Origin of the sequence: Sphingomonas sp. (assembly GCF_041661825.1) — a bacterium.
GTDB lineage: Bacteria > Pseudomonadota > Alphaproteobacteria > Sphingomonadales > Sphingomonadaceae > Sphingomonas.
In genome coordinates this window covers 914813-939585 of record NZ_JBAZTU010000003.1, presented here as the reverse complement: position 1 = coordinate 939585, position 24773 = coordinate 914813, and the positions used below count along the sequence as shown (strand labels likewise).

Genomic DNA, 24773 nt, shown 5'->3' with positions numbered 1-24773 from the left:
CGCTCCATTTTAGCTGGCGATTGATCAAGTTTCTTTGTCGGGAACCCGAGCCGCGGCGGCGGCGATGGCCCGATCAGGACGAAAGCGAATGAAATGACTGAAGCAGCCTACCGCATCCGTGGCGCCACCGGCGAGTGGGAGGTCGTGGTCGGCCTCGAAGTCCATGCCCAGGTGACCTCCAATGCCAAGCTCTTCTCGGGCGCGGCGACCGCGTTCGGCGCGGAGCCCAACACCCAGGTGTCGCTGGTCGACGCCGCGATGCCCGGCATGCTGCCGGTGCCCAACCGCGAGTGCATCCGCCAGGCGGTCCGCACCGGCATGGCGATCGACGCGCAGATCAACAAATGGTCGCGCTTCGACCGCAAGAACTATTTCTACGCCGATCTGCCGCAGGGTTATCAGATCAGCCAGCTCTACCATCCATTGGTGGGCGAGGGCGCGATCCATATCAGCCTCGACGACAAGAATCCCGACGACGCGACCAAGCGTATCGGGGTCGAGCGCATCCATGTCGAGCAGGATGCGGGCAAGCTGATGCACGATCAGCATCCGACCCAGAGCTATGTCGATCTCAACCGCTCGGGCGTGGCGCTGATGGAGATCGTCAGCCGCCCGGACATGACATCGCCTGCAGAAGCAGGAGCTTATCTGCGCAAGCTCAGATCGATTCTGCGCTATGTCGGTTCGTGCGACGGCAATATGGAAGAAGGCTCGATGCGCGCCGACGTCAATGTCAGCGTGCGCAAGCCCGGCGATCCGCTCGGCACGCGCACCGAGACGAAGAACGTCAACTCGGTCCGCTTCGTCATGGCCGTGGTCGAGCAGGAAGCGCTCCGCCAGGTCACCGCGCTGGAGGCCGGCGAACGCATCGTCCAGGAAACGCGGCTCTACGATCCCGACAAGAATGTGACCCGGTCGATGCGCTCCAAGGAGGATGCGCACGATTATCGCTACTTCCCCGATCCCGACCTGCTGCCGCTCGAACTCGACGACGCCTTCCTTGAGGAATGCCGCGCGAGCCTGCCCGAGCTGCCCGATGCCAAGCGCCGCCGCTACGAAGCGCTCGGCATCACGCCCTATGCCGCCGCCGTCCTGACCGCGGAGGTCGAAGCGGCGCGCTGGTTCGACGCGTTGCTTGAAACGGGCGCGAAGCCGGTCGCCGCGGCGAACTGGGTGACGTCGGAGCTGTTCGGCGCGCTCAACCGCATCGGCAAGGACATCGAGGAGTCGCCGGTCAGCCCCGCTCAGGCCGGGGAGCTGCTCGGCCTCGTTGCCGACGGCACCTTGTCGGGCACGCTCGCCAAGCAGGTCTTCGAGATCATGCTGGAGACGGGGCAGGGCGCCGGCGCGATCGTCGAGGAGCGCGGGCTCAAGCAGACCAGCGACACCGGCGCGATCGAGAAGGTCATTGCCGATGTCATGGCCGCGAACGAGGACAAGGTCGCCGAGTACCGCTCGGGCAAGGACAAATTGTTCGGCTTCTTTGTCGGCCAGACGATGAAGGCGATGGGCGGCAAGGCCAATCCCGGCGTGGTCAATGATCTGCTCAAGAAAGCGCTGGGCTGATCCTCGATCGTAACGGGCAAGATGCCGTGGTTTGTCTCCGGTTCGGCCTGTTGGATCGTCGCGTATCGATAGTGGCGACTATTCGTTCGATTAGGTCGCAGGCGCGGATTCCGGCCTGATCGACTGGGGTTCGTCTGGCCGTAATCTATTGACCATAATTCTTCGCCGAATCGGCTTTTCGGCCGCCAAATATCTGATAGTAAAGCGCTAACGGGGCGTGTCGCTGCTTGCCCCTGCCGGGGGGCGCACGTGATTATCTGGACTTGGGCAATGCTCGGCCTTGCGTCTGCTGGCGCAAGTATCGCCGCGCAAACGACACCGGTCGACGCGGGATCCGCGCTCGCCATACCTGCCACGACACCAACCGCGACACTCGTCGCCGGAACGCCCGTCACGGTGATGACGAACGAGGAGATATCGACGGTCTCGTGCGTCCTGGGCCGCCGCTTCGGCGTCACCGTCGTGCGCGAGGTCGTCGACCAGGGAACGGTCGTCATTCCAGCAGGAGCGATCGGCAGCGGCGAGATCACCTTCTGCACGAACAAGGGGGCCTTTGGTAAACCCGGCATCTTAGGCATGGCGCTCCGCACGCTCGACTTGAACGGCAAGAGCGTCCTGCTCGATGGCCGCTACCGCGAGGAAGGCCGCAACAATAATGGCGCCACTGCCGTGACCTTTTTCGCCGCCGGCATTGTTTCGGGACTCATCAAAGGCAAGGCGGGTGTCGTCCCCAAGGGCCGTGAGCTTCGCGCCCGGACCGGAGAAGATATCATTTTCGTCCCAGGCGCCACGCCTCCGGCCGTTCCGGGCGCTCAAGCTTCTCAACCACTAGCCGACCCGGCAGGGGCAGCAACACAAACCACGATCGCGGCGGCCGGCGATCGGCAGCCGGGCGGTGGCGCAGACATCCCGCAACCGGGATCCAGATAGACTTCAAAATTGGGGGAGCAGACATGAAAATCTTGACGACATCCGTCGCTGCGGCGGTACTTCTTTGCGGTGCTTCGATCGCATCGTCGCAAACGGCGGACACCGCTGCCGCACCTGCTGCGCCGGCGTGCGAGCTGCACATTTTCCCGACGCTGGAAGGCCAGGCGCAGACCACGACGATGCTGTCTGGTTTCGGCATTATCGGCGCGGTTGCCGATGCAGCCGCGAACAAGGACCGCAACGTCAGCGAAGCCGAATATCTGAAGGAGGCGCTGGGTCCGCGTTTGCAGATCGAATCGCTCAAGTCGCTCGACGTCGTGCAGGAGCTGCGCCTGCCGGCCTCGCAGATCGTCTATGAGACGCCCATCGCCGACCGCAACATCACGACCAAGGCAACCAACCGCCTCAGCTCGTCGACCGCATCCTGCTATTTCGAGCTGATCATCACGCAGAATTTGTACCAGAAGAAAGCGATCTACGGTCGGTCCTTGAACAACCGTTTCATTTTCAAGGATTTCCGCGACGGGAAGTCCGCGGCCAAGCTGGTCAAGGGACGCGGCGGCAATGGCCTGTCGCAATTCCCGCCCAAGACCACGGACGAAACCGAAGCGGCCGAAACCGATCTGCGCGAAGCTTTCGCAAAGAACTTCAAGGAGTTTGCAGCGGGCGTAGGCGGAGCCAAGAAGTCCTGAGTTACAGCGGGGCTGCGTTGGACTCGTCCGGCAGCCCCGCTTTCCTTCCTCACCCACCCTTGGAGACCGCCATGCGGATTGCGGCCGGGCTGTGCATCGCGCTTTTGCTGGCTCCGGCGGCAGTGGCGGCAAAGGACGTGCCCGGCGTTATCGCCTCGGGCGATCGCGCTGTTGCGCGGTCGCTGCAGCTTGCCCTCCCTCAGGACGCGATCGAAACGAATATCGAAGTGGGCCGCGTCGCCTCGGATTCCTATGGCGGCGGCCTGCTCGGCGCGCTGATCATCGAATCGATGGACGACAAGAAAGAGACCATGAGCCAGTCTCTGCACGAGCGGGCCGAGGCGACCGTCAAGCCGCTGCGGGAGGCGTTGAAGACCTTCGACGTCGCCGGACTGGCCCTCGCGACGACGCGTGGGGCCGTGGCGAAAACCGACTGGTTCCAGGCGCAGGACATCATCGTCACCGACGATCCATCCCCGCGGTCGCGCGCCGCGTTCCTGAATGCCAGCGCGACGCCACAGGTCGCATTCGTCACCTATCGCTACGATCTCGCGCCGGACTTCACCTATCTCCGCGTGATCGCCGACATCGCGCTCGTCCGCAAACCCGCCGCCGGCGCCCGGTCGACCTCGCTGCCGGAGCCATTCTACGGGCAGTCGATATCGAGCATCGTGCAGTTGCGGACTCGGTCTTACGAGCATGGCGAAAACGTCGCGAGCTGGGCGGCGAGCGACGGCAAGCTGGCCAGGGCTTCGCTGACCGCGGCCTTTGGTCAGATTGAGCGGCTGATACCCTTTGCCCTTGGCCTCGGCCCGGCGGACATCAAGCTCTATACCGCGAAGAATCGGCCGAAGGCATTTGCCGCCGGCTTTTACGGCCCGCGGATCGACATCGGGGAGGGCGCTCAAGCCGGAACACTTCTCTGGTCGAACGGGCTCATCTATGTACAGCCAGCGCCCGCGACCTGAGAAAAGCTGGAGGTGAACCGGGTCGGCGACGCCTATTGGGCGTCGTCGTCCTGGTTCTTCGTTTCGCCGCCGGTGCCGCCAACGCCGTCGGGAATCCCGGCAGAGGTGAAATTGTCTGGTTCGCGCCCGCCTTCACCCCGTTCGACCGCGTCCTTGCGGGCATCGACGACCTGTTCGACGTCGCTTCGGTTGTCGTTATCGGCCTCTGGCGGGCTGTCGGGATGCGGATCTCGATCGGTCACGGGCATTCCTCTCAGTATAAATCGATGCCGCCGACCGGCTGGCCGGGGGCAGGGGTGGACGGCGCCGGATCGCTGCCCGGCTGGGGGGACGGCACGTCGATGTCGGGCGCGGTCGGGAAGACCTCGGGCGGCGGCGCATCGGGCTGCGCCGGCTGGCTCGGCTCGGGCGGCAATTCGGGTGGCGGGGTGGTGGCCATCGGGTTTCTCCTCGATGGCCCAACGCACTTGTACCGCGCCGGGTTGCTACGTGCGTGCGACTTGCTATAGACGCCGCCGACCGACGGTGTCCCCTGCGGGCGTGGCGGAACTGGTAGACGCGCCTGGTTTAGGTCCAGGTATCGCAAGATGTGGGGGTTCGAGTCCCTTCGCCCGCACCAGTCTCGTCGCGCTGGGCGAGGGGTGCCGCAACCCTGATTCCCTGAAAAGGCCCAGAGCTAAAAAAGGCAATTGTTGAAATGCAGACTGTCGAGACGTTGAACGAGGGCCTGAAGCGCGCCTACACGCTGAAGATCACGGCGAAGGACATCGATTCGAAGGTCGATGCCGAACTGAAGCGCGTTGCGCCGCAGGTTCGCATGCCCGGCTTCCGCCCCGGCAAGGTGCCTGCCAATCTGGTTCGCAAGATGCACGGCCCCGCGCTGATGCAGGACGCGCTGAACACCTCGATCCAGGAAGGCGTCCAGACCCTCCTTGCCGAGCAGAAGCTGCGCCCGGCGATCCAGCCCTCGGTCAGCCTCGACGAGGGCTATGAGCTCGGCCAGGATGCCGAGGTCAAGGTCGAGCTCGAAGTGCTCCCCGACGTGCCGACTCCGTCGATCGACCATCTGAAGCTCGAGCGCCTGACCGTGCCGGCCGATGAGGCCGCGCTCCAGGCGCAGCTCCAGAAGTTCGCCGACCAGCAGAAGCGCTGGGACGATGCCAAGCCGACCTACAAGGCGAAGATGGGCGACCTGGTCGTCATGGACTTCACCGGCAAGGTCGATGGCATTGCGTTCGACGGCGGCACCGGCACCGATATGTCGGTCGAGCTGGGTTCGGGCCGTCTCATCCCCGGTTTCGAGGATCAGGTCGTCGGCGTGAAGACCGGTGAAGAGCGCCAGATCAACGTGACCTTCCCGGCGGATTATCAGGCGAAGGACCTGGCCGACAAGGCAGCGACCTTCGACCTCAAGATCACCGCGGTGAAGACCGCCGGCGAGACGAAGATCGACGACGAGCTCGCCACCTCGCTCGGTCTCAAGGACCTGGATCAGCTCAAGGAGTTGCTCAAGGGCCAGATCGAGCAGGAGCTGAACGGCCTCACCCGCACGCACATGAAGCGCAAGCTGCTCGACCAGCTCGCCGAAGGTCATGACTTCCCGGTCCCGCCGTCGATGGTCGAGGCCGAGTTCGCCCAGATCTGGCAGCAGCTCGAGCATGAGGCCACGCACGAGGCCGATCCGGAAGCCGCCATCGCCGAGATGGAATCCGAGCGCGCCGATTACCACGCCATTGCCGAGCGCCGCGTGCGCCTTGGCCTGCTCCTGTCGGAGATCGGCCAGGCCAACGGCGTCGAGGTCAGCCAGCAGGAAATGAACCGCCTGATCGCGCAGGCCGCGTCGCAATATGGCCCCGAGGACCGCACCCGGTTCATCGAATATGTCCGCTCGGAGCCGATGGCCGCCGCTCAGCTGCGCGCCCCGCTCTATGAGGACAAGGTGGTCGACTGGCTGTTCGAAAAGGCCGACATCAGCGACCGCGAAGTGACGCGCGAGGAACTGGAAGAGGCGATCGAGTCCGAGGACGGCTTCGCCAGCGGCACGCATCATCACGATCATGACCACGACCATGATCATGACCACAAGCCGAAGAAGAAGGCCGCGGCCAAGAAGGCCGCGCCTGCCGACGAGGCTCCTGCAGAGGAAGCCAAGCCGGCGAAGAAGGCCGCTGCCAAGAAGGCCGAGCCCGCTCCTGAGGCGGCTGAAGAGCCGGTGAAGAAGCCGGCCGCCAAGAAGGCGAAGCCTGCGGCCGAGGAAGCTCCAGCCGAGGCAGCCGCGCCTGCCAAGAAGCCGGCAGCGAAAAAGGCCCCGGCAAAGAAGAGCGACGCCTAGCCTTTCTTTCCCTCTCCCCTTGTGGGAGAGGGTTGCGCAGACTTGGGCCGCGTTCTTCACGCGGTCCTAGTCGGAGCTGGGAGAGGGGTATGCGCTCGCGAGCGAGCGCGCGAAGCTGCGCTTCGCTTCCCCTCATCCAACTACGACTAGGCGCTGAAGCGCCAAGTCTCCGTATCCTTCTCCCACAAGGGGAGAAGGGTTTTAGGGGGCGATCTTGACGAGTCCACGCATCGCAGTCCTGCTGCCCTGCTACAACGAAGAAGCCGCCATCGCGCAGACGGTGGCGGGGTTCCGCGCGGCGCTGCCCGACGCGACCATCTACGTCTATGACAACAACAGCCGCGATCGCACGATCGAAGTGGCGCGCGCGGCCGGGGCGATCGTCCGGACCGAACGCATCCAGGGCAAGGGCAATGTCGTCCGCCGCATGTTCGCGGATATCGACGCCGACATCTATGTCATGGCCGATGGCGATGCGACCTATGACGCCGCTTCCGCCCCGGCGCTGGTCGCGCGCGTGCTCGACGAGCAGCTCGACATGGTGGTCGGCGCCCGCGTGACTCAGGCCGACACGGCCTATCGCCGCGGCCACAAGATGGGCAATGCGCTGCTCACCGGCATGCTGGCGCGGCTGTTCGGGCGCAGCTTCACCGACATCCTGTCGGGTTACCGGGTCTTTTCGCGCCGCTTCGTGAAGAGCTTCCCGGTGCTGTCCGCGGGCTTCGAGATCGAGACCGAGATCAGCGTCCATGCGCTCGAGTTGAAGATGCCGGTCGCCGAGATCGAAACGCCCTATTTCGCGCGGCCCGAAGGTTCCGAATCGAAGCTCAGCACTTATGGCGATGGTTTCCGCATCCTGCGCACCATCCTGCAGCTCTACCGGCTCGAGCGGCCGGTGCTGTTCTTCGGCAGCATCGGCGCGGTGCTGGCGGGGCTGGCGGTGATCCTCGCGATCCCGCTGGTCATCACCTATATGCACACGCATCTCGTGCCGCGTTTCCCCACTGCGATCCTGGTGACCGGGCTGGTGATCCTCGCGTCGCTCAACCTCTTTGCAGGGATTATCCTCGATACGGTGGTACGCGGACGGCGCGAGGTGCGGCGTCTCGCCTATCTGGCGCACCGCGCGCCGGGCGGCGAGGATCGGCGAAGCTAGCGGTAAGGGGGGAGCGGCTCGGGGGTTGAACTCGTTTCCGCCAGCGCCGATGTAAGGCATCTACTGGGGCATAAGGATTCAAAGGCACATCATGCATAACCCATTCGAGACCGGCGACTTCACGCGGCCGCTCATCCAAAATGGCTTCACTCAGTCGCCCCAGGGCGGCCTCGTCCCCATCGTCATCGAGCAGTCCAACCGTGGCGAGCGCAGTTTCGACATCTATTCGCGGCTGCTGCGCGAGCGGATCATCTTCGTGACGGGCGGCGTCGAGGATCATATGGCCTCGGTGATCAGCGCCCAGTTGCTCTTCCTGGAGTCGGAGAATCCCAAGAAGGACATCTTCATGTACATCAACTCGCCGGGCGGCGTCGTCACGGCGGGCATGGCGATCCATGATACCATGCAATATATCCGTCCGCGCGTCGGTACGGTCTGCATGGGCCAGGCCGCCTCGATGGGCAGCTTCCTGCTCGCCGCCGGCGAGCCCGGCATGCGCGTCGCGCTCACCAATGCGCGGATCATGATCCACCAGCCTTCGGGCGGCGCACAGGGCATGGCGAGCGACATCGAGATCCAGGCACGCGAGATCCTGCGTATCCGGCACCGGATGAACGAGCTCTATGCTCACTACACCGGCAAGCCGATCGGCGAGATCGAAGTCGCGATGGATCGCGACAAGTTCCTGTCGGCGGACGAGGCCAAGGAATTCGGCCTGATCGACGAGGTATTCGACAAACGCCCGGCGATTGCGGACGATTCCGGGTCGACGCCGATCCTGCCGGCATCGTAACCGGATTTTGTAGCCTTTGGTCTTAAGGCGATTTGGTGATTGTAGTGTTGCAGGTGGCCGGTCTAACATGGCCACCCGCACGAACGCGCCCTGTATGGCGCGAAGGATGGATTGAATGACGAAGCTCAGCGGCGGCGACTCGAAGAGCACGCTCTATTGCTCGTTCTGCGGCAAGTCGCAGCACGAGGTGCGGAAGCTCATCGCCGGGCCGACCGTGTTCATCTGCGATGAATGCGTCGAGCTCTGCAACGACATCATCCGCGAGGAGACCAAATCCGCGCTCGTCTCGAAAAAGGACGGGGGCGTGCCGACGCCGCAGGAGATCTGCGACGTGCTCGACGATTACGTCATCGGGCAGAAGCGCGCCAAGCGGGTCCTCTCGGTCGCCGTGCACAATCACTACAAGCGCCTCAACCACGGCCAGAAGGGCGCGGATGTCGAGCTTGCCAAGTCGAACATCCTGCTCGTCGGGCCGACTGGCTGCGGCAAGACCTTGCTCGCCCAGACGCTGGCGCGAATCCTCGACGTGCCTTTCACCATGGCCGATGCGACGACGCTGACCGAGGCGGGTTATGTCGGCGAGGATGTCGAGAACATCATCCTCAAGCTGCTCCAGGCGTCCGATTACAATGTCGAGCGGGCGCAGCGCGGCATCGTGTACATCGACGAGATCGACAAGATCAGCCGCAAGGCCGAAAATCCCTCGATCACGCGCGACGTGTCGGGCGAGGGCGTGCAGCAGGCGTTGCTGAAGCTGATGGAGGGCACCACTGCCTCCGTCCCGCCGCAGGGCGGGCGCAAGCATCCGCAGCAGGAGTTCCTGCAGGTCGACACGACGAACATCCTGTTCATATGCGGCGGCGCGTTCAGCGGCCTGGAAAAGATCATCGGCGATCGCCTCCAGGGCAAGTCGATCGGGTTCGGCGCCTATGTCGCTTCGCCCGAGGAACGCCGCACCGGCGAGACTTTGAAGTCGGTCGAGCCCGAGGATCTGCTGAAGTTCGGCCTGATCCCCGAGTTCGTCGGCCGTCTGCCGGTGATCGCCACGCTCGAGGATCTCGACGTGCCGGCGCTGGTGACGATCCTGACCGAGCCGAAGAACGCCCTGGTCAAACAATATCAGAAGCTGTTCGACATGGAGGAAGTGAAGCTCGGCTTCACGGACGACGCGCTGGTTCAGGTCGCCAGGAAGGCGATCGACCGCAAGACCGGTGCGCGCGGGCTGCGTTCGATCCTCGAAGGCATCTTGCTCGACACCATGTTCGATCTGCCGGGGATGGACGGGGTCGACGAGGTGATGATCGACAAGGACGTGATCGAGGGCCGCAAGGAACCGATCCGCGTCTACGCCAAGAAAGACAAGGCGGGCGCCGGCGCCGCGTGATTGCTGGCGGCGAGCCTTTTCCAATAATCCATATCTTTAGATCTGCCTCCTTTTCCCTCTCCCCTTGTGGGAGAGGGAGGGGCCCATTGCGCAGCAATGGGAGGGTGAGGGGGACACTCGCGAGTGTTTCGAACCTCACTCCCCCTCATCCGGCCCTTTGGGCCACCTTCTCCCACAAGGGGAGAAGGATTTTAGGCGCCGCACAACGGCATGCCTGAACGCGACATCCCCACCATCCGCGTCGCCGACACCGCCGATCGCACTGCCATCGCGGCAATGCTCGCCCGCGCCTTCGCCGAAGACCCAGCCACCAGCTTCATCTTCCCAGACCCCGAGCAGCGCGCCAAACGCTTGCCCCGCATGTTCGCCCTGCTGTTCGACGAGGATGCGCACGGCATGCGGCTGATGACGGAGAGCGGCGAGGCGGCGACCTTATGGCGCGGCCCTGGCCGCAATCGGACGAGTTGGCTCGATCTGCTCCTCCACGCCCTGCCGCTGGTCGGTCTGTTCGGTACCGCATTGGGCCGGGCGCTGGCGGTGTCCAACGCCATCGACGCCCATTTCCCGGCCGGCGACTATTGGTATCTCCACATCGCCGGTTGCGATCCCGCATCGCAAGGCAAGGGGCTTGGCGGCGCAACGATTCGGTCGGGGCTCGAACGCGTCGCAGGCAGCGGTTTGCCGACCTATCTCGAGACGCCCAGCGAGAAATATATCGGCTTCTATCGCGGGCTCGGCTTCGAGGTGATCGGCGAGTGGACCGTGCCCAAAGGCGGCCCGCGCTTCTGGTCGATGATGCGGCCGGTCCCATAACGCGTTGGGGAGGAAAACATTGCACGTCGAACGAATCGTCCTCCTTGCCTTCGCCCTGGTGGGTCTGGGAACTCCCGTAATGGCACCTGCGGCACTTCCGGCCGGATCGCGGGGCGGGACGCAAACCGGCATGACCGAGGCACGATTCTGGGAAATCATAGGCGACTCCGCTCGCGAAGAAGACCGTGATCGCCAGGTAGCGGCGCTACGTGCCTCGCTCGACAAGCTCACGGCATCAGAGATTGAGCAATTCGACCATATTTTCGACCTCATGATGATCAGGTCCGGTGCATGGAATCTGTGGGGGGCCGAGCTCGTGGCCAATTGTGGAGCCTCTTCCCAAGGCTTCGAGCATTTCCGACGCTGGCTGATCTCGCGAGGCGAAGGCGCCTTCACCATGGTGGTCGCAAACCCGGATTCCCTCGTCGATGTCATCCCGGAACATTATGTCGGCAGGCCGGAGTTCGAAGCATTCGGCCAGATCGCCCGCGACGCCTGGGCAAAGAAAACCGCGCGCAATCCGGCCGACATGCCCATGGAAATCGCGACCGAGGACCTGGATTTGGGCGAGATGTTCAGTATCGAACCCGAGTCCCTCAAGAAGCGCTATCCTCGATTATGGGCGCGGTTCGGCACCGACTGATCGATTCAATCTGGCCCCCAACCATTGCAGCAACGGGCTGGACGGGATGTCACAGGCATCCGCCCCGCTCTTTCACATGGTGAAATATTGGACGATTCCAGCCGCGGATCAGCGGAAAAACAGCGCATTTTTCCGCTGTTTTTCCGCTGTTATGCATAACAGGGAAAACGCGGCGCAAGCCACTGATCCCGCTCCGGAAAATCCTCGCCAAAATCCAACATAACAGCGGAAGAAAAAAATATCGCCGTAACAGAGGAATGTGTTGGAGCGAATCAGGACTCCGCCAGGAAATCGCCGAGCCGGTCCAGCCGCCGCTCCACCGGCGATCGCCGGTCGCGGATCCACTGCTCCAGGATCGAGAAGCCGCCGGGCAGCAACTGGCAGCTCCGCACCCGCCCGACCTTCTCGGTGCGCACCAGCCCGCAGTCTTCGAGCACCTGCAGATGCTGCGCGACCGCAGTCAGGGTGATGCCCAGCGGGGCCGCCAGGGTGGAGACGGACAGCGGCCCCGCGGTCAGCCGCTCGACGATCGCCAGCCGCGACGGATCGGCGAGCGCGCGCAACACGCGCTCGACACTGGCGGCCGGCTTGCTGGGTTCGGGACTCGTCACGCCTCCGGCAATATCGCCCCCAGCCGGTCGAACAAGGCGTTCCACCCATGCTCGCGCATCTCGGGGCCGTCCGCGCCTTCGAGGAACACGGCCTGATGCGTGCAGATCAGGTCGGTGCCGCTGTCGGTCGAGACCAGCTCGATCGTCATCAGCGCGACCGAGATCGGCCTGCCGCCGATCGTCATGGTGGCGGCGCTGACGATGCGCTGGTCGGGCACGATGTTGTGGAAATATTCCACGCTGGCCAGTTCGACGCCCTCGAACGGCGTATCGGGGCCCATTCGGGAGCGGGAGAGGGACTGGCCGCCGACGCGAAAGTCCATCTCGAACACAGCGCTGTCGCCGCCTGCATACCAGCGGCGTTTCTGATCCTCCTGGCTCAGCGCCGCGAAAACCCGCTCTCTCGGGGCGGGATAGCTACGCTCGATCACAAACGTGCTGGGAATGACGGGTTGGGATTCCATGATGCCATGACTCCATTGTGAAGTGATGGCTTCACTATTGGCGATAGCGCCCGATTGTCAAGTGGTCACTTCACTATTGCGCGCGTTGAGCATCAGGCGCGCATAGGCAGCCAGCGCAAGGAACAGCCCGGTGAACCAGGCATAGGCATAGAGCCCGGTCCAGAAGCCGCCGACCCAGCCGAAAGTGCCCGGTGCCACGGTCGCGAGGAAACCGGGCAGGTTGGGCAGCACGCCGGCCGCGAAAGCGATCAGCGCGCGCCCGTTCCACCCGCCGGCATAAGCATAGCGTCCGCCTTCGCGGTACAGGTCGTCGACGTCGAGCCGGGTACGCCGGATCAGCCAGTAATCGGCGATCAGGATGCCCGCGATCGGGCCGAGCAGCGCGCTGTACCCGGTCAGCCAGACGAAGATGTAGCCGCCGGTCGTCGCCAGCAGCTTCCACGGCATGATCAATACGCCGATCACAGCAGTGATCAGCCCGCCGGTGCGATAGGAGATCTTGCCCGGCGCGAGTGACGAGAAATCGTAAGCGGCGCACACCAGGTTCGCGGCGATGTTGCACGAGATGGTGTCGATCGCGATGACGATCAGGCCGAGCAGCACCAACGGCCCGGACAGGGTGCCGGCCAGCGCCACCGGATCCCAGATCGCATGGCCGTAGATCACCACGGTCGCCGAGGTGGTGATGACGCTGGCCAGCGCGATCAGCCCCATGCCCGGCGGCAGGCCGATCGACTGGCCGATCATCTGGTCGCGCTGGCTCTTCGCGAAACGGGTGAAGTCGGGGATGTTGAGCGCGAGCGTCCCCCAGAAGCCGACCATCGCGGTCAAGGACGGCCAGAATACCAGCCAGAACTGCCCCTCGCGCGCGCCGCCGGGCACGAAGGCCGAGGGGCTGGCGAAGATCGGCCCGAACCCGCCCGCCTTGTCGACGGCCCACCAGACGAGTGCGATGCACACCAGGATCTTGACCGGCGCCGTCCAGGTCTCGAGCCGCCGGATCGTCGTCAGCCCCTTGCGTACGAAGAAGAGCTGCAGCGCCCAGAAGGTCGCGAAGGATAGCATCTGCCCCACGCCGATATCGAGCACCGGCACGATCGGCCCCTTCAGGCTCTGCCCGACAAACACGCCGAGCAGGGTCAGCAGCGCTTCGCCGCCGATCCAGGTCTGAATGCCGAACCAGCCGCAGGCGACCAGCGCCCGCGCCACGGCTGGCAGCCGCGCTCCCTTGGTGCCGAACGAGGCGCGCGCCAGCACGGCATAGGGAATGCCGTACCGCGTGCCGGCATGGCCGATCAGCAGGAGCGGGGCGAGCACGACCAGATTGCCGAGCAGCACGGTCAGCGCCGCTTGCCCGGCCGACATGCCCTGCTCGATCAGCCCCGAGGCAAGCATCCAGCTCGGCACGGCGACGATCATGCCAATCCACAGGGCTGCGAAATGATACCAGCGCCAGGTCCGCTGCGCGGCGTCGGTCGGCGCGAGATCGCGATTCCAGAGCGAATCCGTGGTCTGATCGGTCATGCGCGTCCCCCATGGAGAGTTGGCCGCAATTCGCGCGGCGGCGCAAGAGCGATCGATTGGGGCGGATCAGGCCGGCTGCTGGATCCGCTGCACGATGTCGTCGGCGACCTTGCCGGCGACCGGGGCGAGATGGTCGAAATGCGCCGTGTACCGCGCCATGCCCTGGCTCAGCGATCGCAGTTCGGCATCGAGGTCGTGCAACTCGGCATCGGGCAACAACACCTCGATCACGTCCCAGCGCGACCATCCCGCCAGCGGCGTCATGCCGAGCATCTGCCCCCGCCGGCTCGCGACGGCGGAGGTGATGCGCGAGGTGGCGCTGCCCGGCGCATGGATCGTCACATGCGCGATCGGCTCGAGCAGATAGGGCGTTGCGGCGGCAAGCGCCTCGGCCATCGCGATCCGCCCGGCGGTACGGAACGCCAGCTCTGAGCTGTCGACCGCATGGAATGACCCATCGACCAGCGCGACCGCGACATCGACCACTTCGACGCCGAGCGGCCCTTTCGCCATCGCATCGCGCACGCCCTGCTCGACCGCGGGAATCCATTGCCGCGGGATCGCGCCGCCGGTGATGCGGTCGTCGAAGCGGAAACCCTGACCGCGCTCCAGCGGCGCGATCTCGATCACCACATCGCCATATTGGCCATGCCCGCCCGACTGTTTCTTGTGGCGACCGCGCTGGCTGGCGGCTTTCTTGATCGTCTCGCGATACGCAACGGCAGGAGGCCGGGCCGATATCGCGACGCCGTACCGCCGCTTGAGCCGGTCGAGCGCGACCGCGAGATGCTCATCGTTGATCCCGCGCAGCAAGGTCTCGCGCGATCCCTCGTCCTGGCCCCAGCGCAGCCCCGGATCCTCCTCGGCCAGCTTGTTGAGCGAGGTCGACAGGCGGACCTCGTCCTTGTGGTCCTTGACCGAAATGGCCAGCGCATGATTGGCGGCCGGTAACGGGGAGTCGGCTGTTGCCGCTTCAGGGCGTGCGGCAATGCCGATCAGGTCGCCGGCCCGCGTCGCCTCGGCCTTGGCGATGCCGACGATCTCGCCGGGCTCGGCGCGCTGGATCCGCGTCGCGGTGCCGCCCTGAAGCGCGAACAGCGCCCCCGCGCGCATCGTCTCGCCATCGTCGCCGACCAGCTCGGCACCTTCGCTCAGCGGTCCGCCGAACACGCGCGCGATCGCCAGCCGGCCGATGGTGCTGCCATGCGAGATCTTGAGCACCTGCACCGCCGGGCTGGCGACGCCGATCCGCTCCGCCGTCTGCGCGGCGGTCGGCGTATCATGGCGCAGCATCTTGAGCAGGCGGCGGATGCCGAAGCCGTTCAGCGCGGATCCGAACAGCACCGGCACGACCAGCCCCGCCGCCGTCTCCCGCGCCAGATCGCCGAAGATCGTCTCCAGGCTCGGCACCTCGTCCGACAGGAGCTGCTCGAGCAGCGTGTCGTCATGGTCGGCGAGCTGTTCGAGCATATGGAAGCGCGCCGCTGCCTCATCCTCCTTGAGATGGGCGGCGAGGGGGACCTGCTGGGAGCGCTGCCCGGTCTGGTAGTGATAGGCGCGTTCCAGCGCGAGATCGACGAAGCCGGCGGTCCGCTCGCCGGCGCGGATCGGGATCTGGCGCGCAACCAACGCCGCCGCGCTCATCGGCTGCAGCGCGGCGAGCAGGTCCTGGATGCTGCCGCGTGCCTGGTCGATCTTGTTGACGAACAACGCATGCGGCAGGCCGATCGCCTCGAGCCGCCGCAAGGTCGGTTCGACCAAGGGCGCGCGCGCCGGATCGGGATCGATCACGACAAGGGCGAGATCGGCCGCGGCCAGCGCCATTTCCATATCGGTCACGAAGGCCGGAGAACCGGGCGCATCCGTCAGCAGATAGCGATCGCCCATCCACTCGAAGCGCAGCAGGTTGAGCTCAGTCGATCCGCCGCGCGCCCGTGCTTCGGGGCTGGCGTCGCCGACGCAACTGCCCGCATCCACCGCGCCCAGCCGCGGAACGGCACCGGCGGCGTGCAACAGGGCTTCTGCAAGGCTGGTCTTGCCCGCACCGGCGGGGCCAACAAGCGCGATCGCTCTCGCGCCTCTGCGGATCTCATCCACGCACGCTCTCCTCGTACTGCCTTTCGTATCGAAGGCCGGTCGTCGGTAATCGTGAAGGTCTGCCTATACTGAGCGGAACGCAAGGCCGAGGTGACATTGGTCAGATACCCAGCCACTCCAGCCCGCCGGGCAGGTCGCCCGCGGCATAGTCGACCTGCAGCACCCGGCGGCGTCGAGGGTCGGCGGCTGCATCCGACGCATGGAGGATCGGCGTGGCGTAAAGCCAGACATCGCCCGGCTCTGCCAGGCATGCGGCGACCCCGCACTTCGATACGACCGCCTCGATGTCCGCTTCCGCGACCCGCCCGAAGCGATGCGATCCGGGCGCGACCAGCAGCGGCGCGTTGTCCGGTCCGACCGGATCGAGGTGTACCCGGAGCGTCACCATGCCCGCCAGCACTTCGAACGGGGGTGCGACATGGAGCAGCCCCGCCTTGACCGTCCATGGTCCGAACCCGGGCACAGCGCGCGGCTTCGCCACGACGATGGTGCGATCCTGGTGCCAGCCGAGCGACCAGTTGACGGCGGCCGTCTTGTCGAACAGGATCGCACGGACCGGACGGGCAACCGCGCCGATCGCGTCGGTAGCGATGGTCCCGATCGGGTTTCGCGGGGCGAGGAGGCCTTGTAGCCCCTCGATGGCGTGCAGGCGGATGCCGGCGCGATCGGGCTCGAATGTCGCGGCGATCGCCTCGATCTCCGGCAGCAATCGCGTGGCGGCACCGGCATAGCGCTCGGCGCCGTGATGGGCGAACGAGAGGCTTTCCGTCAGAAAACCCCCGGCACGAATCGCTTCACCCGCGCGGCATAGGCGTCATAGTCGGCGCCGAACTGGCCACGCAGCAGCTGCTCCTCATGCCGCACGCGCAGCCAGGTCGCGAGCGCGTAGATCGGCACCGCGACGATCAGGTTCCGGCTATGGCCATAAGCGACGGCCATCGCGATCATGAACAGGAACAAGGCGACATAGATGGGGTGGCGCACCACCGCGAAGGGGCCGGTCTGCACGAGCTGATGATCCTCGCGGGTGCGCGCGACCAGGCTCCAGTTCTTGCCCATCGTCCGCGACGACGCATCGAACAACCCCACTGCGCCGAGCATCAGGGCGAGCACCGCGAGTCCTTCGACGATCGCCTTGGGCGACATCGGGTCGAGCAGGACGTCGATCCGGCCATAGCCCGCGATGGCGATGGCGAGGCCCTGGACGCCGATCCAGATCCAGGACGCCCGATTGCTGCTCGCATCGGCCACCTTGGGCACCTTGGTGGCTCGGTATCGGGCCGCCATCAGCGCTGTGAAAAAGGCCAGGAAGCCCAGGGCAAGGGCCGCAAGACCCGGGAGTCCGACGGAGTCGATGGGGAACAGGGTCATGGCGCTCGTCCTAGTATTTCGGCTTCCCCGGTGCTGTCTTCCACGCGTTATACTCTTCCAGCGCCGTGGAGCGCTTGAGGATTCGGCTCGCGGGGTCGACCACGACATGCGCGCCGGGCGCGACCGCAATGATGTCCTTGCCGCCGGTCATCGCCAGCCGCTCGACCTTGCCGTCGATCTGTACCTCGACCGGCATGGGGAAGGGGAGGCCATTAGGCGCCTTCCAGGCGAGCGTCAGCGAGCTGCCGTCGCGCGTCTCGACCAGCTCGGGCAGCGCGGCCTTGCGCAGATAGACGTCGAAGAACCAGCCATAGTCCTTGCCGGTCACTTGCTTGACGAAGCCCTCATATTCGCTCGTCGACCCGAAACGCAGGGAGAAATTGCCGGGCTTCGGGTCGAGCCGGCCGTAAACGGCGAGCCGGGTCACGTCGCGAAAGGCGGTGTCGCCGATCAGGTTGCGCAGGGTGTGGAGCATCCACGATCCCTTGTAATAAATGTCCTGGCCGGGCCCGCCCTTGGCGATCTCATAGACCTCCTCCTCGGTGCGGATCCTGCCCGAAATGAGCGGCCTGAGGTTCGCGATCTTGTTGCGCTCGTCGTCGAGCATCGTCGCGTACCGCGCGCTGCCTTCGCGCCACAGCCCGTAATAGGGCTGCATATAGGTGCCATAGCCCTCGTGCAGCCAGTAATCGTCCCAATTGGCGGCAGTCAGTTGATTGCCGAAATACTCATGGGCGAATTCGTGCTGGAACAGCCAGTCGAACCCTTCCGGCGCTTTGGCATATTCGTTGCCGTACGCGTTGATCGTCTGGTGCTCCATGCCCTTGTGCGGCGTCTCGACCACGCCGAGCTTCTCGTCGCCGAACGGATAGGGGCCGACCTCGCTTTCGAAGAAATCGAGCGTCGGGGCGAATTCGGCAAACAGCGCTTTCGCCTTCGCCTCCTCGCCCGGCAGGTACCAATAGAACATCGGGATCTCGTTGCCGAAGCGGCTCTTGTAGACGCCCGAAATCTCTTCATAGGGCCCGACATTGAGCGCGATGCCGTACGTATTGGGCTGGCGGACGCTCCAGTTCCAGGTGGTCCGGCCGTCGGGCAGCGTGTCCACCCCGATCAGCTTGCCGTTGGACGGCGCCTTCAGTCCCTTGGGCACGGTGATGTGCAAGGTGACATTCTCGGGCTCGCCCGTCGGAAAATCGAGGCAGGGCCAGAACAGATCGCAGCCATAACCCTCCGCCGTAGTCGCGAACCAGGTGCGGCCGTCCGGGGTCTTTGCCCAGACCATGCCGTCATCCCACGGCGCCTTCACCGCGACATGCGGCTGCCCGCCATAGGTAATGGTGGCAACGACCTGGTCGCCGGCCGCGACGGCCTTGGGCAGCTTGATCGTCAGCCGGCCGTCAGGATCGGTAAAATCGGCTCCGGGGATCGGCTTGCCGTCGATCGAAATGGCGCTGGGCGCGATATTCTTGTCGAGGTCGATCACCAGCCGGGTCAGCGGCGCCTTGGCGGTGAAGGTCAGCGTGGCGAGCCCGCGCAGTTCCTGCGTTACCGGCAGCACCTCGAATTTCAGGTCGGCATGGTCGAACTTCAGCTTGGCCTGGTCCGGGTCGATGACGCCGCCCGATCGCTGGGTCTGTTCGGTGATCGCCGGTTCGCCCTTTTTGGGGAGGTCGATCGCGGCGGTAAGCGACAGCGCGGCAAGCGCCAGGACAGGTTTCAGGAACATGGGCATTCGTACCTCAGCGCAGGTCTACCGAGAAATGGTCGATCGAAAGGGCGAAAAAGGGGCGGTTGTCCTGGGCGATCGCCAGCCGTTGCGGCCAGCGCACGCCCTTGTCGGTCACTGAGCCGGCAAAGCGGAGATATTCGCGAATCTGCTTGCCGTCGGCATCGGGTTCGTCGGGCGCCAGCACGGCATAATCGGCGGATAGCATCCTGCCGTCCTTGCCCAGGCGAATATCGATCGACGGAAACCCCGTCCGGCTGCCATGCAGCACGCCGCGCGCGGTTTCCCAGCGCGCGCCGGCCATCAGCATATAGCCATAGGCGCCGAACTGCTGGCGCTCGTTGATCGCAGTCGCCGGGGAGAGGTCGGACTGGGTTCCTTCGATCACCTTGAAGCCGCGCTCGCCCTCGATCATCAGCGTGCGCATCGCGCTACGGCCCTCGCTGACCAGCCAGCTGTCGGACCGGGCTCGCACGAACGGCTCGACATAGGTCTCCACGCCGATGTCGATCGTCTTGCTGCCGGCAAAGACCTTCGCCGTGCCGGCCCAGCGAATCGAGCGCACTCGTTCGAGCACGGCGCGGCCGCCGATCGCCTCCATCGCGCGCTCGACCGGATCGGCCGGCAGCGTGGCGGCGGGCAGGAGGAGCGCAGCGGAAGTTCCAGCTAAAAACGTTCGGCGATTGATGGATTGGTCACCAGCACCATATAAGGAAGAATTGGCGCCTCGTTCAGGCGCCGCCGGAGTATTCATGACCCAATCCTACCCCGTCCTGCCGCTTCGCGATATCGTCGTCTTCCCGCACATGATCGTGCCGCTGTTCGTCGGCCGCGACAAGTCGGTTGCCGCACTCGAAGCCGCCATGGCCGCCGACAAGGAAATCTTCCTCGTCGCGCAGCTCGATCCTGCCGAGGACGATCCCGAGCGCGAGGATCTTTACGATATCGGCGTCACCGCCACCGTGCTCCAGCTGCTGAAGCTGCCCGACGGCACCGTGCGCGTGCTTGTCGAGGGCAAGGTCCGCGCCGCGCTCGACACGCTGTCGGCGACCGACACCTTTCTGACTGCCACCGTCCTGCCGGTCGAAGAGCCTGTTGCCGAGGGCAATGAGGTCTCGGCGCTGATGCGTTCGGTGGTCGATCAATTCGAGAATTACGCCAAGCTCAACCGCAAGCTGCCGGCCGAGACCGCCGTTCAGCTGGGGGAGATCGAGGAAGCGTCGCGTCTGGCCGACGCCGTCGCCGCGAACATCTCGGTCAAGGTATCCGACAAGCAGTCGCTGCTGGTCGAATCCGATCCGACCAAGCGCCTCGAGATGGCGTTCGCCTTCATGGAAGGCGAGCTCGGCGTCCTGCAGGTCGAGAAGAAGATCAAGAGCCGCGTCAAGCGCCAGATGGAGAAGACGCAGCGCGAATATTATCTCAACGAGCAGCTCAAGGCGATCCAGCGCGAGCTGGGCAATGAGGGCGAGGAAGGCGAGGGCGACGAGATCGCTGAGCTGACTCAGAAGATCGCGACGCTCAAGCTCTCCAAGGAGGCCCGGACCAAGGCGACCGCCGAGCTGAAGAAGATGAAGACGATGGCGCCGATGTCCGCGGAAGCGACGGTCGTGCGCAATTATCTCGACGTGCTGCTCGGCCTGCCCTGGGGCAAGAAGTCGAAGATCAAGAAGGACATCTCGGCCGCGCAGGCGATCCTCGACGAGGATCATTATGCGCTGGAGAAGGTCAAGGACCGGATCGTCGAATATCTCGCGGTCCAGGCGCGCACCAACAAGCTGAAGGGCCCGATCCTGTGCCTCGTCGGCCCTCCCGGCGTGGGCAAGACCTCACTCGGCAAGTCGATCGCCAAGGCGACGGGGCGCGAGTTCATCCGCCAGTCCCTGGGTGGCGTGCGCGACGAAGCCGAGATTCGCGGCCACCGTCGCACCTATATCGGCTCGCTGCCGGGCAAGATCGTGACGAACCTGAAAAAGGCCGGCACCTCGAACCCACTGTTCCTGCTCGACGAGATCGACAAGCTCGGCCAGGATTTCCGCGGCGATCCCGCCTCGGCGCTGCTCGAAGTGCTGGATCCGGAGCAGAACTCCAAGTTCCAGGACCATTATCTCGAGATCGACATCGATCTGTCGGACGTCATGTTCGTGACGACGGCCAACACGCTCAACCTGCCGCAGCCGCTGCTCGACCGGATGGAGATCATCCGTCTCGAGGGCTACACCGAGGACGAGAAGGTCGAGATCGCCGAGCGGCATTTGATCGCGAAGCAGATCGAAGCCCATGGTCTGAAGGATGGCGAGTTTACCCTCACTACCGAGGGGCTGCGCGCGCTGATCCAATATTATACCCGTGAAGCTGGCGTCCGTACGCTCGAGCGGGAGATCGCCAAGCTCGCGCGCAAGGTGTTGCGCCAGATCCTCGAGAACAAGGTGACGGGTGTGACGATCACGCCCGACAATCTCGCCGAATTCGCCGGGGTGAAGAAATATCGCCACGGCCTGGGCGAGGAAGAGAACCAGGTCGGCGCGGTGACGGGCCTGGCCTGGACCGAGGTCGGCGGCGAGCTGCTGACGATCGAGAGCGTGACCGTGCCCGGCAAGGGTTCGGCCAAGGTGACCGGCAAGCTCGGCGACGTGATGAAGGAGTCGATCGAAACGGCCTTCAGCTTCATCAAGGCGCGTTCGCCCAGCTATGGCATCAAGCCGAGCGTGTTCGCCCGCAAGGACGTGCACATCCATCTGCCCGAAGGCGCCGTTCCCAAGGACGGTCCGTCGGCAGGCATCGGCATCGTCACCGCGATCATCTCGACCTTGACCGGCGTTGCGGTGCGCCGCGATGTCGCGATGACCGGCGAGGTCACTCTGCGCGGCCGGGTGCTGCCGATCGGCGGCCTGAAGGAGAAGCTGCTCGCGGCATTGCGTGGCGGCATCACCACCGTGCTGATCCCGCAGGAGAATGAGAAGGACCTGGCCGAGATCCCGGCGAACATCCGCGAGGGGCTGACCATCATCCCCGTGGCACATGTCGACGAGGTGCTGCGGCTTGCCCTGACCGGCCCGTTGACGGCGATCGACTGGACCGAAGCCGACGATCTCGCCGCCCAGCCGCCGGCTGGCGTGGCGCCGATCGGCGGCGAACTCCATCATTAATCAAGTTGTCAAGCAAAGCGGCCTGAATTTCGCTCCTTTAGGCGAAATTTCAGGTCGTTTTGCTTTGACAGCCTCGGATTGAGCCGCCTTACTGTACCACCGGCTTCGTGCCGCGACTCATTCTCAATCTATCATTTTCAAGACGGGGGTTCTTTCGGCATGAACAAGCAGGAACTGATCGGATCGGTCGCCGACGCGTCCGGACTGGGCAAGGGCGATGCCAGCAAGGCAGTCGAGGCGGTGTTCGATGCGATTTCGGCAGCACTGAAAAAGGGCGATGAAGTCCGCCTTGTCGGCTTCGGGACCTTCTCGGTCAGCAAGCGCAAGGCATCGACGGGTCGCAACCCGCGCACCGGCGAGCCGATGACGATCAAGGCGTCGTCGCAGCCGAAGTTCAAGGCGGGCAAGGGCCTGAAGGATTCGGTCAACTGATCGACGAATGAAGGCGCTGGGGCTGGACAAGCCGCGGCCCCTTTTCTAAGGCGATGACATCAGGGCGGCGGCAACGCCGCCCTATTCCGTTGGCGGCAACGCCGGCGAAGACATTGCGGCTCCTTTTCCCGGGAACCGCGATGGGCGCGTAGCTCAGCGGTAGAGCACACCCTTCACACGGGTGGGGTCACAGGTTCAATCCCTGTCGCGCCCACCAGTTTTTCGAACCCGCCGGTCGCCCAGCGCCCGGCGGGTTTTCGCATTTTGCGCCCGGCGCTTAGGGCGTGGTCATCGATCTGAAATATTGGTCACCAATCTGACATATGATAGTCATCATAGAGTCTCTGAATCCGCACTGAGGAGTCACGCGCCGCCCCTAGCGGAGGCTGCGTGGTCGGCAGGGGGAACACCGAGTCGATCCCGGGAGCGCGCCCCGCGCTCTCGCCCACAGATCGAACGGAGACCTTATGGCCAGCTTCAAGCGCGTTAGCCTCATTCTTTTGACCAGCTGCGCGGCGGCAGCCCTTTCGGGTTGCGGCGCGAGCGACATCGCTTCGCCCGGCGAAGGCGTGATCGTCGTTCCGGCTCCCACCCCGGCTCCCGCCCCGACCCCGACGCCGACTCCGACGGCACCCGTGCTGGTGACCCCGGCCGCTGCCTGCCCGGCCATTCCCGGCCCGGACCAGCTGATCAACGCCGGCACCATCTCCGGCCCGACCGGCGAGTATCGCAACTGCGCCTTCCCGGCGCGCTTCACCGCCAACACGCAGATCGCCCGCACCACTGGCGTGATCTATTCGCTGCCAGGTCGTGTCGATGTCGGCACCGACCAAGGCGCGGCAAGCACCACGAACAACGTCACGCTGACGATCGATCCGGGCGTGGTGATCTTCGGCGCGACCGGCGTGTCGTTCCTGGCGGTCAACCGCGGCAACCGCATCGACGCGGTCGGCACGCCCGCTCGTCCGATCATCTTCACCGGCCGCGGCAACGTGACCGGCGCAGCGACTGACGATACGTCGCAGCTGTGGGGCGGCGTCGTCCTGCTCGGCCGCGCACCGATCACCGATTGCACCGTCGCCCCGCTGGCCACTCCGGGCACTGTCGCCTGCGAGCGTGACACCGAAGGCACCAGCAACGCCCTCTACGGCGGCGCGCAGCCGGCCGACAACAGCGGCCGTATGCAATATGTCCAGATCCGCTATTCGGGCTTCATCCTTTCTGCGGCTTCCGAGCTGCAGGGGCTGACGCCGTCGGGTGTCGGCAGCGCGACCGTGCTCGATCACATCCAGGTCCATAACAGCTCCGACGACGGTATCGAGATCTTCGGCGGCACGCCCAATCTGAAGTATCTGGTGCTGACCGGTAACGAAGACGACAATCTCGACACCGATGTCGGCTACAAGGGCTTCATCCAGTTCGTGATCGCGGCGCAGCGCACCGGTCTCGGCGACGCGATGATCGAGGCCGACTCGGACAACACGCTGGAAGAGAACACGCCGCGCCAGAACACGCGCCTCGCGAACTTCACCTTCATCCAGCGCTCGACCACCGGCGCCGATCTCGCGGCGATCCTGCTGCGCGGCAGCACCGACTATACGATGGTCAACGGTGTGGTCGTCAGCCCGAACTTCGCCTGCCTGCGCATCAGCCGCGCCAACACGCTCCGCGCCGCGAGTGCGGATCCGACGCTCGATGAGGTTGGTCCGCCGGTGTTCAATTCGATCAACATGCAGTGCGCCGCCGCTCCGTTCCTCGGCGCGGCGCCCGTCACCGCCGCACAGGTGCAGACGGCATTCGACGCGGGTACCAACAACAGCTCGACCTACACGCCGAGCCTGACCAGCGGCTTCATCAACGGCGCGACCGAAACGGCCCGTCCGGCCTTCGCCGCGGCGACGCTCGGCAGCTTCTTCGTCTCGCCCGGCTATGTCGGCGCGGTCAAGGACGCGGCCGACACCTGGTATGCCGGCTGGACCTGCAACTCCTCGACGCTGAACTTCGGCGCGACGAGCCAGGCATGCACCACCCTGCCGACCGGCTGATCCCGATCGGCTCAAACGGGGTGGCGCCGGTGCGCCGCCCCGTCATTTTCAAGTAATCTACCCCGGGGGATAAT

General features: G+C 64.9%; 23 protein-coding genes and 2 tRNA genes. 15 read left to right on the top strand and 10 right to left on the bottom strand.

Translation table 11 applies throughout. The annotated features are described in order from the left end of the window. Positions 1 to 93: 93 nt before the first annotated feature. From gatB to WC729_RS17350, 4 genes are all read left to right on the top strand, one after another. Entirely contained in the window at positions 94 to 1566 is a 1473-nt protein-coding gene (gatB, locus tag WC729_RS17365) for an Asp-tRNA(Asn)/Glu-tRNA(Gln) amidotransferase subunit GatB (protein ID WP_372855003.1), read from the top strand. 249 nt (positions 1567 to 1815) lie between these two features. After that, positions 1816 to 2496: a hypothetical protein gene (locus tag WC729_RS17360; protein ID WP_372855001.1), complete on the top strand. Its 681-nt coding sequence runs from the start codon at positions 1816 to 1818 to the stop codon at positions 2494 to 2496. 23 nt (positions 2497 to 2519) lie between these two features. Further along, entirely contained in the window at positions 2520 to 3188 is a 669-nt protein-coding gene (locus WC729_RS17355) for a hypothetical protein (protein ID WP_372854999.1), read from the top strand. 71 nt (positions 3189 to 3259) lie between these two features. Then, on the top strand, positions 3260 to 4156 hold the full coding sequence (locus tag WC729_RS17350) for a hypothetical protein (RefSeq protein ID WP_372854997.1): 897 nt from the start codon (positions 3260 to 3262) through the stop codon (positions 4154 to 4156). A 32-nt stretch (positions 4157 to 4188) separates the two neighbouring features. Here the strand turns inward: WC729_RS17350 and WC729_RS17345 are convergent, their stop codons facing one another. Both WC729_RS17345 and WC729_RS17340 read right to left on the bottom strand, forming a co-directional pair. Next, positions 4189 to 4404: a hypothetical protein gene (locus WC729_RS17345; protein ID WP_372854995.1), complete on the bottom strand. Its 216-nt coding sequence runs from the start codon at positions 4402 to 4404 to the stop codon at positions 4189 to 4191. A gap of 5 nt (positions 4405 to 4409) precedes the next feature. Next, positions 4410 to 4595, bottom strand: coding sequence for a hypothetical protein (locus WC729_RS17340; RefSeq protein ID WP_372854993.1), 186 nt, complete (start codon positions 4593 to 4595; stop codon positions 4410 to 4412). 95 nt (positions 4596 to 4690) lie between these two features. On the opposite strand from WC729_RS17340, the gene WC729_RS17335 reads away from it, so the two are divergent. From WC729_RS17335 to WC729_RS17305, 7 genes are all read left to right on the top strand, one after another. After that, a tRNA-Leu gene (locus WC729_RS17335) sits at positions 4691 to 4775 on the top strand. 78 nt (positions 4776 to 4853) lie between these two features. Next, entirely contained in the window at positions 4854 to 6488 is a 1635-nt protein-coding gene (gene tig, locus WC729_RS17330; protein ID WP_372854991.1) for a trigger factor, read from the top strand. Between the two features lie 214 nt (positions 6489 to 6702). Beyond that, entirely contained in the window at positions 6703 to 7644 is a 942-nt protein-coding gene (locus WC729_RS17325; protein WP_372854989.1) for a glycosyltransferase family 2 protein, read from the top strand. Positions 7645 to 7735: 91 nt separating this feature from the next. After that, positions 7736 to 8437 (top strand): ATP-dependent Clp protease proteolytic subunit, encoded by a 702-nt coding sequence (locus WC729_RS17320; RefSeq protein WP_372854987.1) that lies wholly within the window; start codon positions 7736 to 7738, stop codon positions 8435 to 8437. A 115-nt stretch (positions 8438 to 8552) separates the two neighbouring features. After that, positions 8553 to 9821 carry an ATP-dependent Clp protease ATP-binding subunit ClpX gene (clpX, locus tag WC729_RS17315; RefSeq protein ID WP_372854985.1) on the top strand — a complete coding sequence of 423 codons (1269 nt, stop codon included), beginning with the start codon at positions 8553 to 8555 and terminating at the stop codon, positions 9819 to 9821. A 210-nt stretch (positions 9822 to 10031) separates the two neighbouring features. Next, positions 10032 to 10634, top strand: coding sequence for a GNAT family N-acetyltransferase (locus WC729_RS17310; protein WP_372854983.1), 603 nt, complete (start codon positions 10032 to 10034; stop codon positions 10632 to 10634). A gap of 130 nt (positions 10635 to 10764) precedes the next feature. After that, the gene (locus tag WC729_RS17305) at positions 10765 to 11277 is read left to right on the top strand and encodes a DUF4240 domain-containing protein (protein ID WP_372854981.1); all 513 of its coding nucleotides are present in this window, start codon (positions 10765 to 10767) and stop codon (positions 11275 to 11277) included. A 272-nt stretch (positions 11278 to 11549) separates the two neighbouring features. Here the strand turns inward: WC729_RS17305 and WC729_RS17300 are convergent, their stop codons facing one another. The 8 genes from WC729_RS17300 to WC729_RS17265 form a co-directional block, all read right to left on the bottom strand. Beyond that, positions 11550 to 11888 carry an ArsR/SmtB family transcription factor gene (locus WC729_RS17300; RefSeq protein ID WP_372854979.1) on the bottom strand — a complete coding sequence of 113 codons (339 nt, stop codon included), beginning with the start codon at positions 11886 to 11888 and terminating at the stop codon, positions 11550 to 11552. After that, positions 11885 to 12352 carry an SRPBCC family protein gene (locus WC729_RS17295; protein ID WP_372854977.1) on the bottom strand — a complete coding sequence of 156 codons (468 nt, stop codon included), beginning with the start codon at positions 12350 to 12352 and terminating at the stop codon, positions 11885 to 11887. The genes WC729_RS17300 and WC729_RS17295 overlap by 4 nt, the downstream gene beginning before the upstream one ends. 57 nt (positions 12353 to 12409) lie before the next feature. Next, on the bottom strand, positions 12410 to 13876 hold the full coding sequence (locus WC729_RS17290; RefSeq protein ID WP_372854975.1) for an NCS1 family nucleobase:cation symporter-1: 1467 nt from the start codon (positions 13874 to 13876) through the stop codon (positions 12410 to 12412). Between the two features lie 66 nt (positions 13877 to 13942). Then, positions 13943 to 15973, bottom strand: coding sequence for an elongation factor G (locus WC729_RS17285; RefSeq protein WP_372854973.1), 2031 nt, complete (start codon positions 15971 to 15973; stop codon positions 13943 to 13945). Between the two features lie 100 nt (positions 15974 to 16073). After that, positions 16074 to 16682, bottom strand: a complete 609-nt coding sequence (locus tag WC729_RS17280) for a phytanoyl-CoA dioxygenase family protein (RefSeq protein ID WP_372854971.1) — start codon at positions 16680 to 16682, stop codon at positions 16074 to 16076. A gap of 59 nt (positions 16683 to 16741) precedes the next feature. Further along, entirely contained in the window at positions 16742 to 17344 is a 603-nt protein-coding gene (locus WC729_RS17275; RefSeq protein ID WP_372854969.1) for an isoprenylcysteine carboxylmethyltransferase family protein, read from the bottom strand. 10 nt (positions 17345 to 17354) lie between these two features. Next, the gene (locus WC729_RS17270) at positions 17355 to 19073 is read right to left on the bottom strand and encodes a M1 family metallopeptidase (RefSeq protein ID WP_372854967.1); all 1719 of its coding nucleotides are present in this window, start codon (positions 19071 to 19073) and stop codon (positions 17355 to 17357) included. Positions 19074 to 19086: 13 nt separating this feature from the next. Beyond that, positions 19087 to 19674: a hypothetical protein gene (locus WC729_RS17265; RefSeq protein WP_372854965.1), complete on the bottom strand. Its 588-nt coding sequence runs from the start codon at positions 19672 to 19674 to the stop codon at positions 19087 to 19089. A gap of 151 nt (positions 19675 to 19825) precedes the next feature. On the opposite strand from WC729_RS17265, the gene lon reads away from it, so the two are divergent. From lon to WC729_RS17245, 4 genes are all read left to right on the top strand, one after another. Beyond that, on the top strand, positions 19826 to 22222 hold the full coding sequence (lon, locus tag WC729_RS17260; protein ID WP_372854963.1) for an endopeptidase La: 2397 nt from the start codon (positions 19826 to 19828) through the stop codon (positions 22220 to 22222). A gap of 159 nt (positions 22223 to 22381) precedes the next feature. Continuing rightward, the gene (locus tag WC729_RS17255; protein WP_272627303.1) at positions 22382 to 22654 is read left to right on the top strand and encodes an HU family DNA-binding protein; all 273 of its coding nucleotides are present in this window, start codon (positions 22382 to 22384) and stop codon (positions 22652 to 22654) included. A gap of 142 nt (positions 22655 to 22796) precedes the next feature. Then, a tRNA-Val gene (locus WC729_RS17250) sits at positions 22797 to 22871 on the top strand. A 250-nt stretch (positions 22872 to 23121) separates the two neighbouring features. Further along, positions 23122 to 24699: a hypothetical protein gene (locus tag WC729_RS17245; protein WP_372854960.1), complete on the top strand. Its 1578-nt coding sequence runs from the start codon at positions 23122 to 23124 to the stop codon at positions 24697 to 24699. The last annotated feature ends 74 nt before the right edge of the window (positions 24700 to 24773 follow it).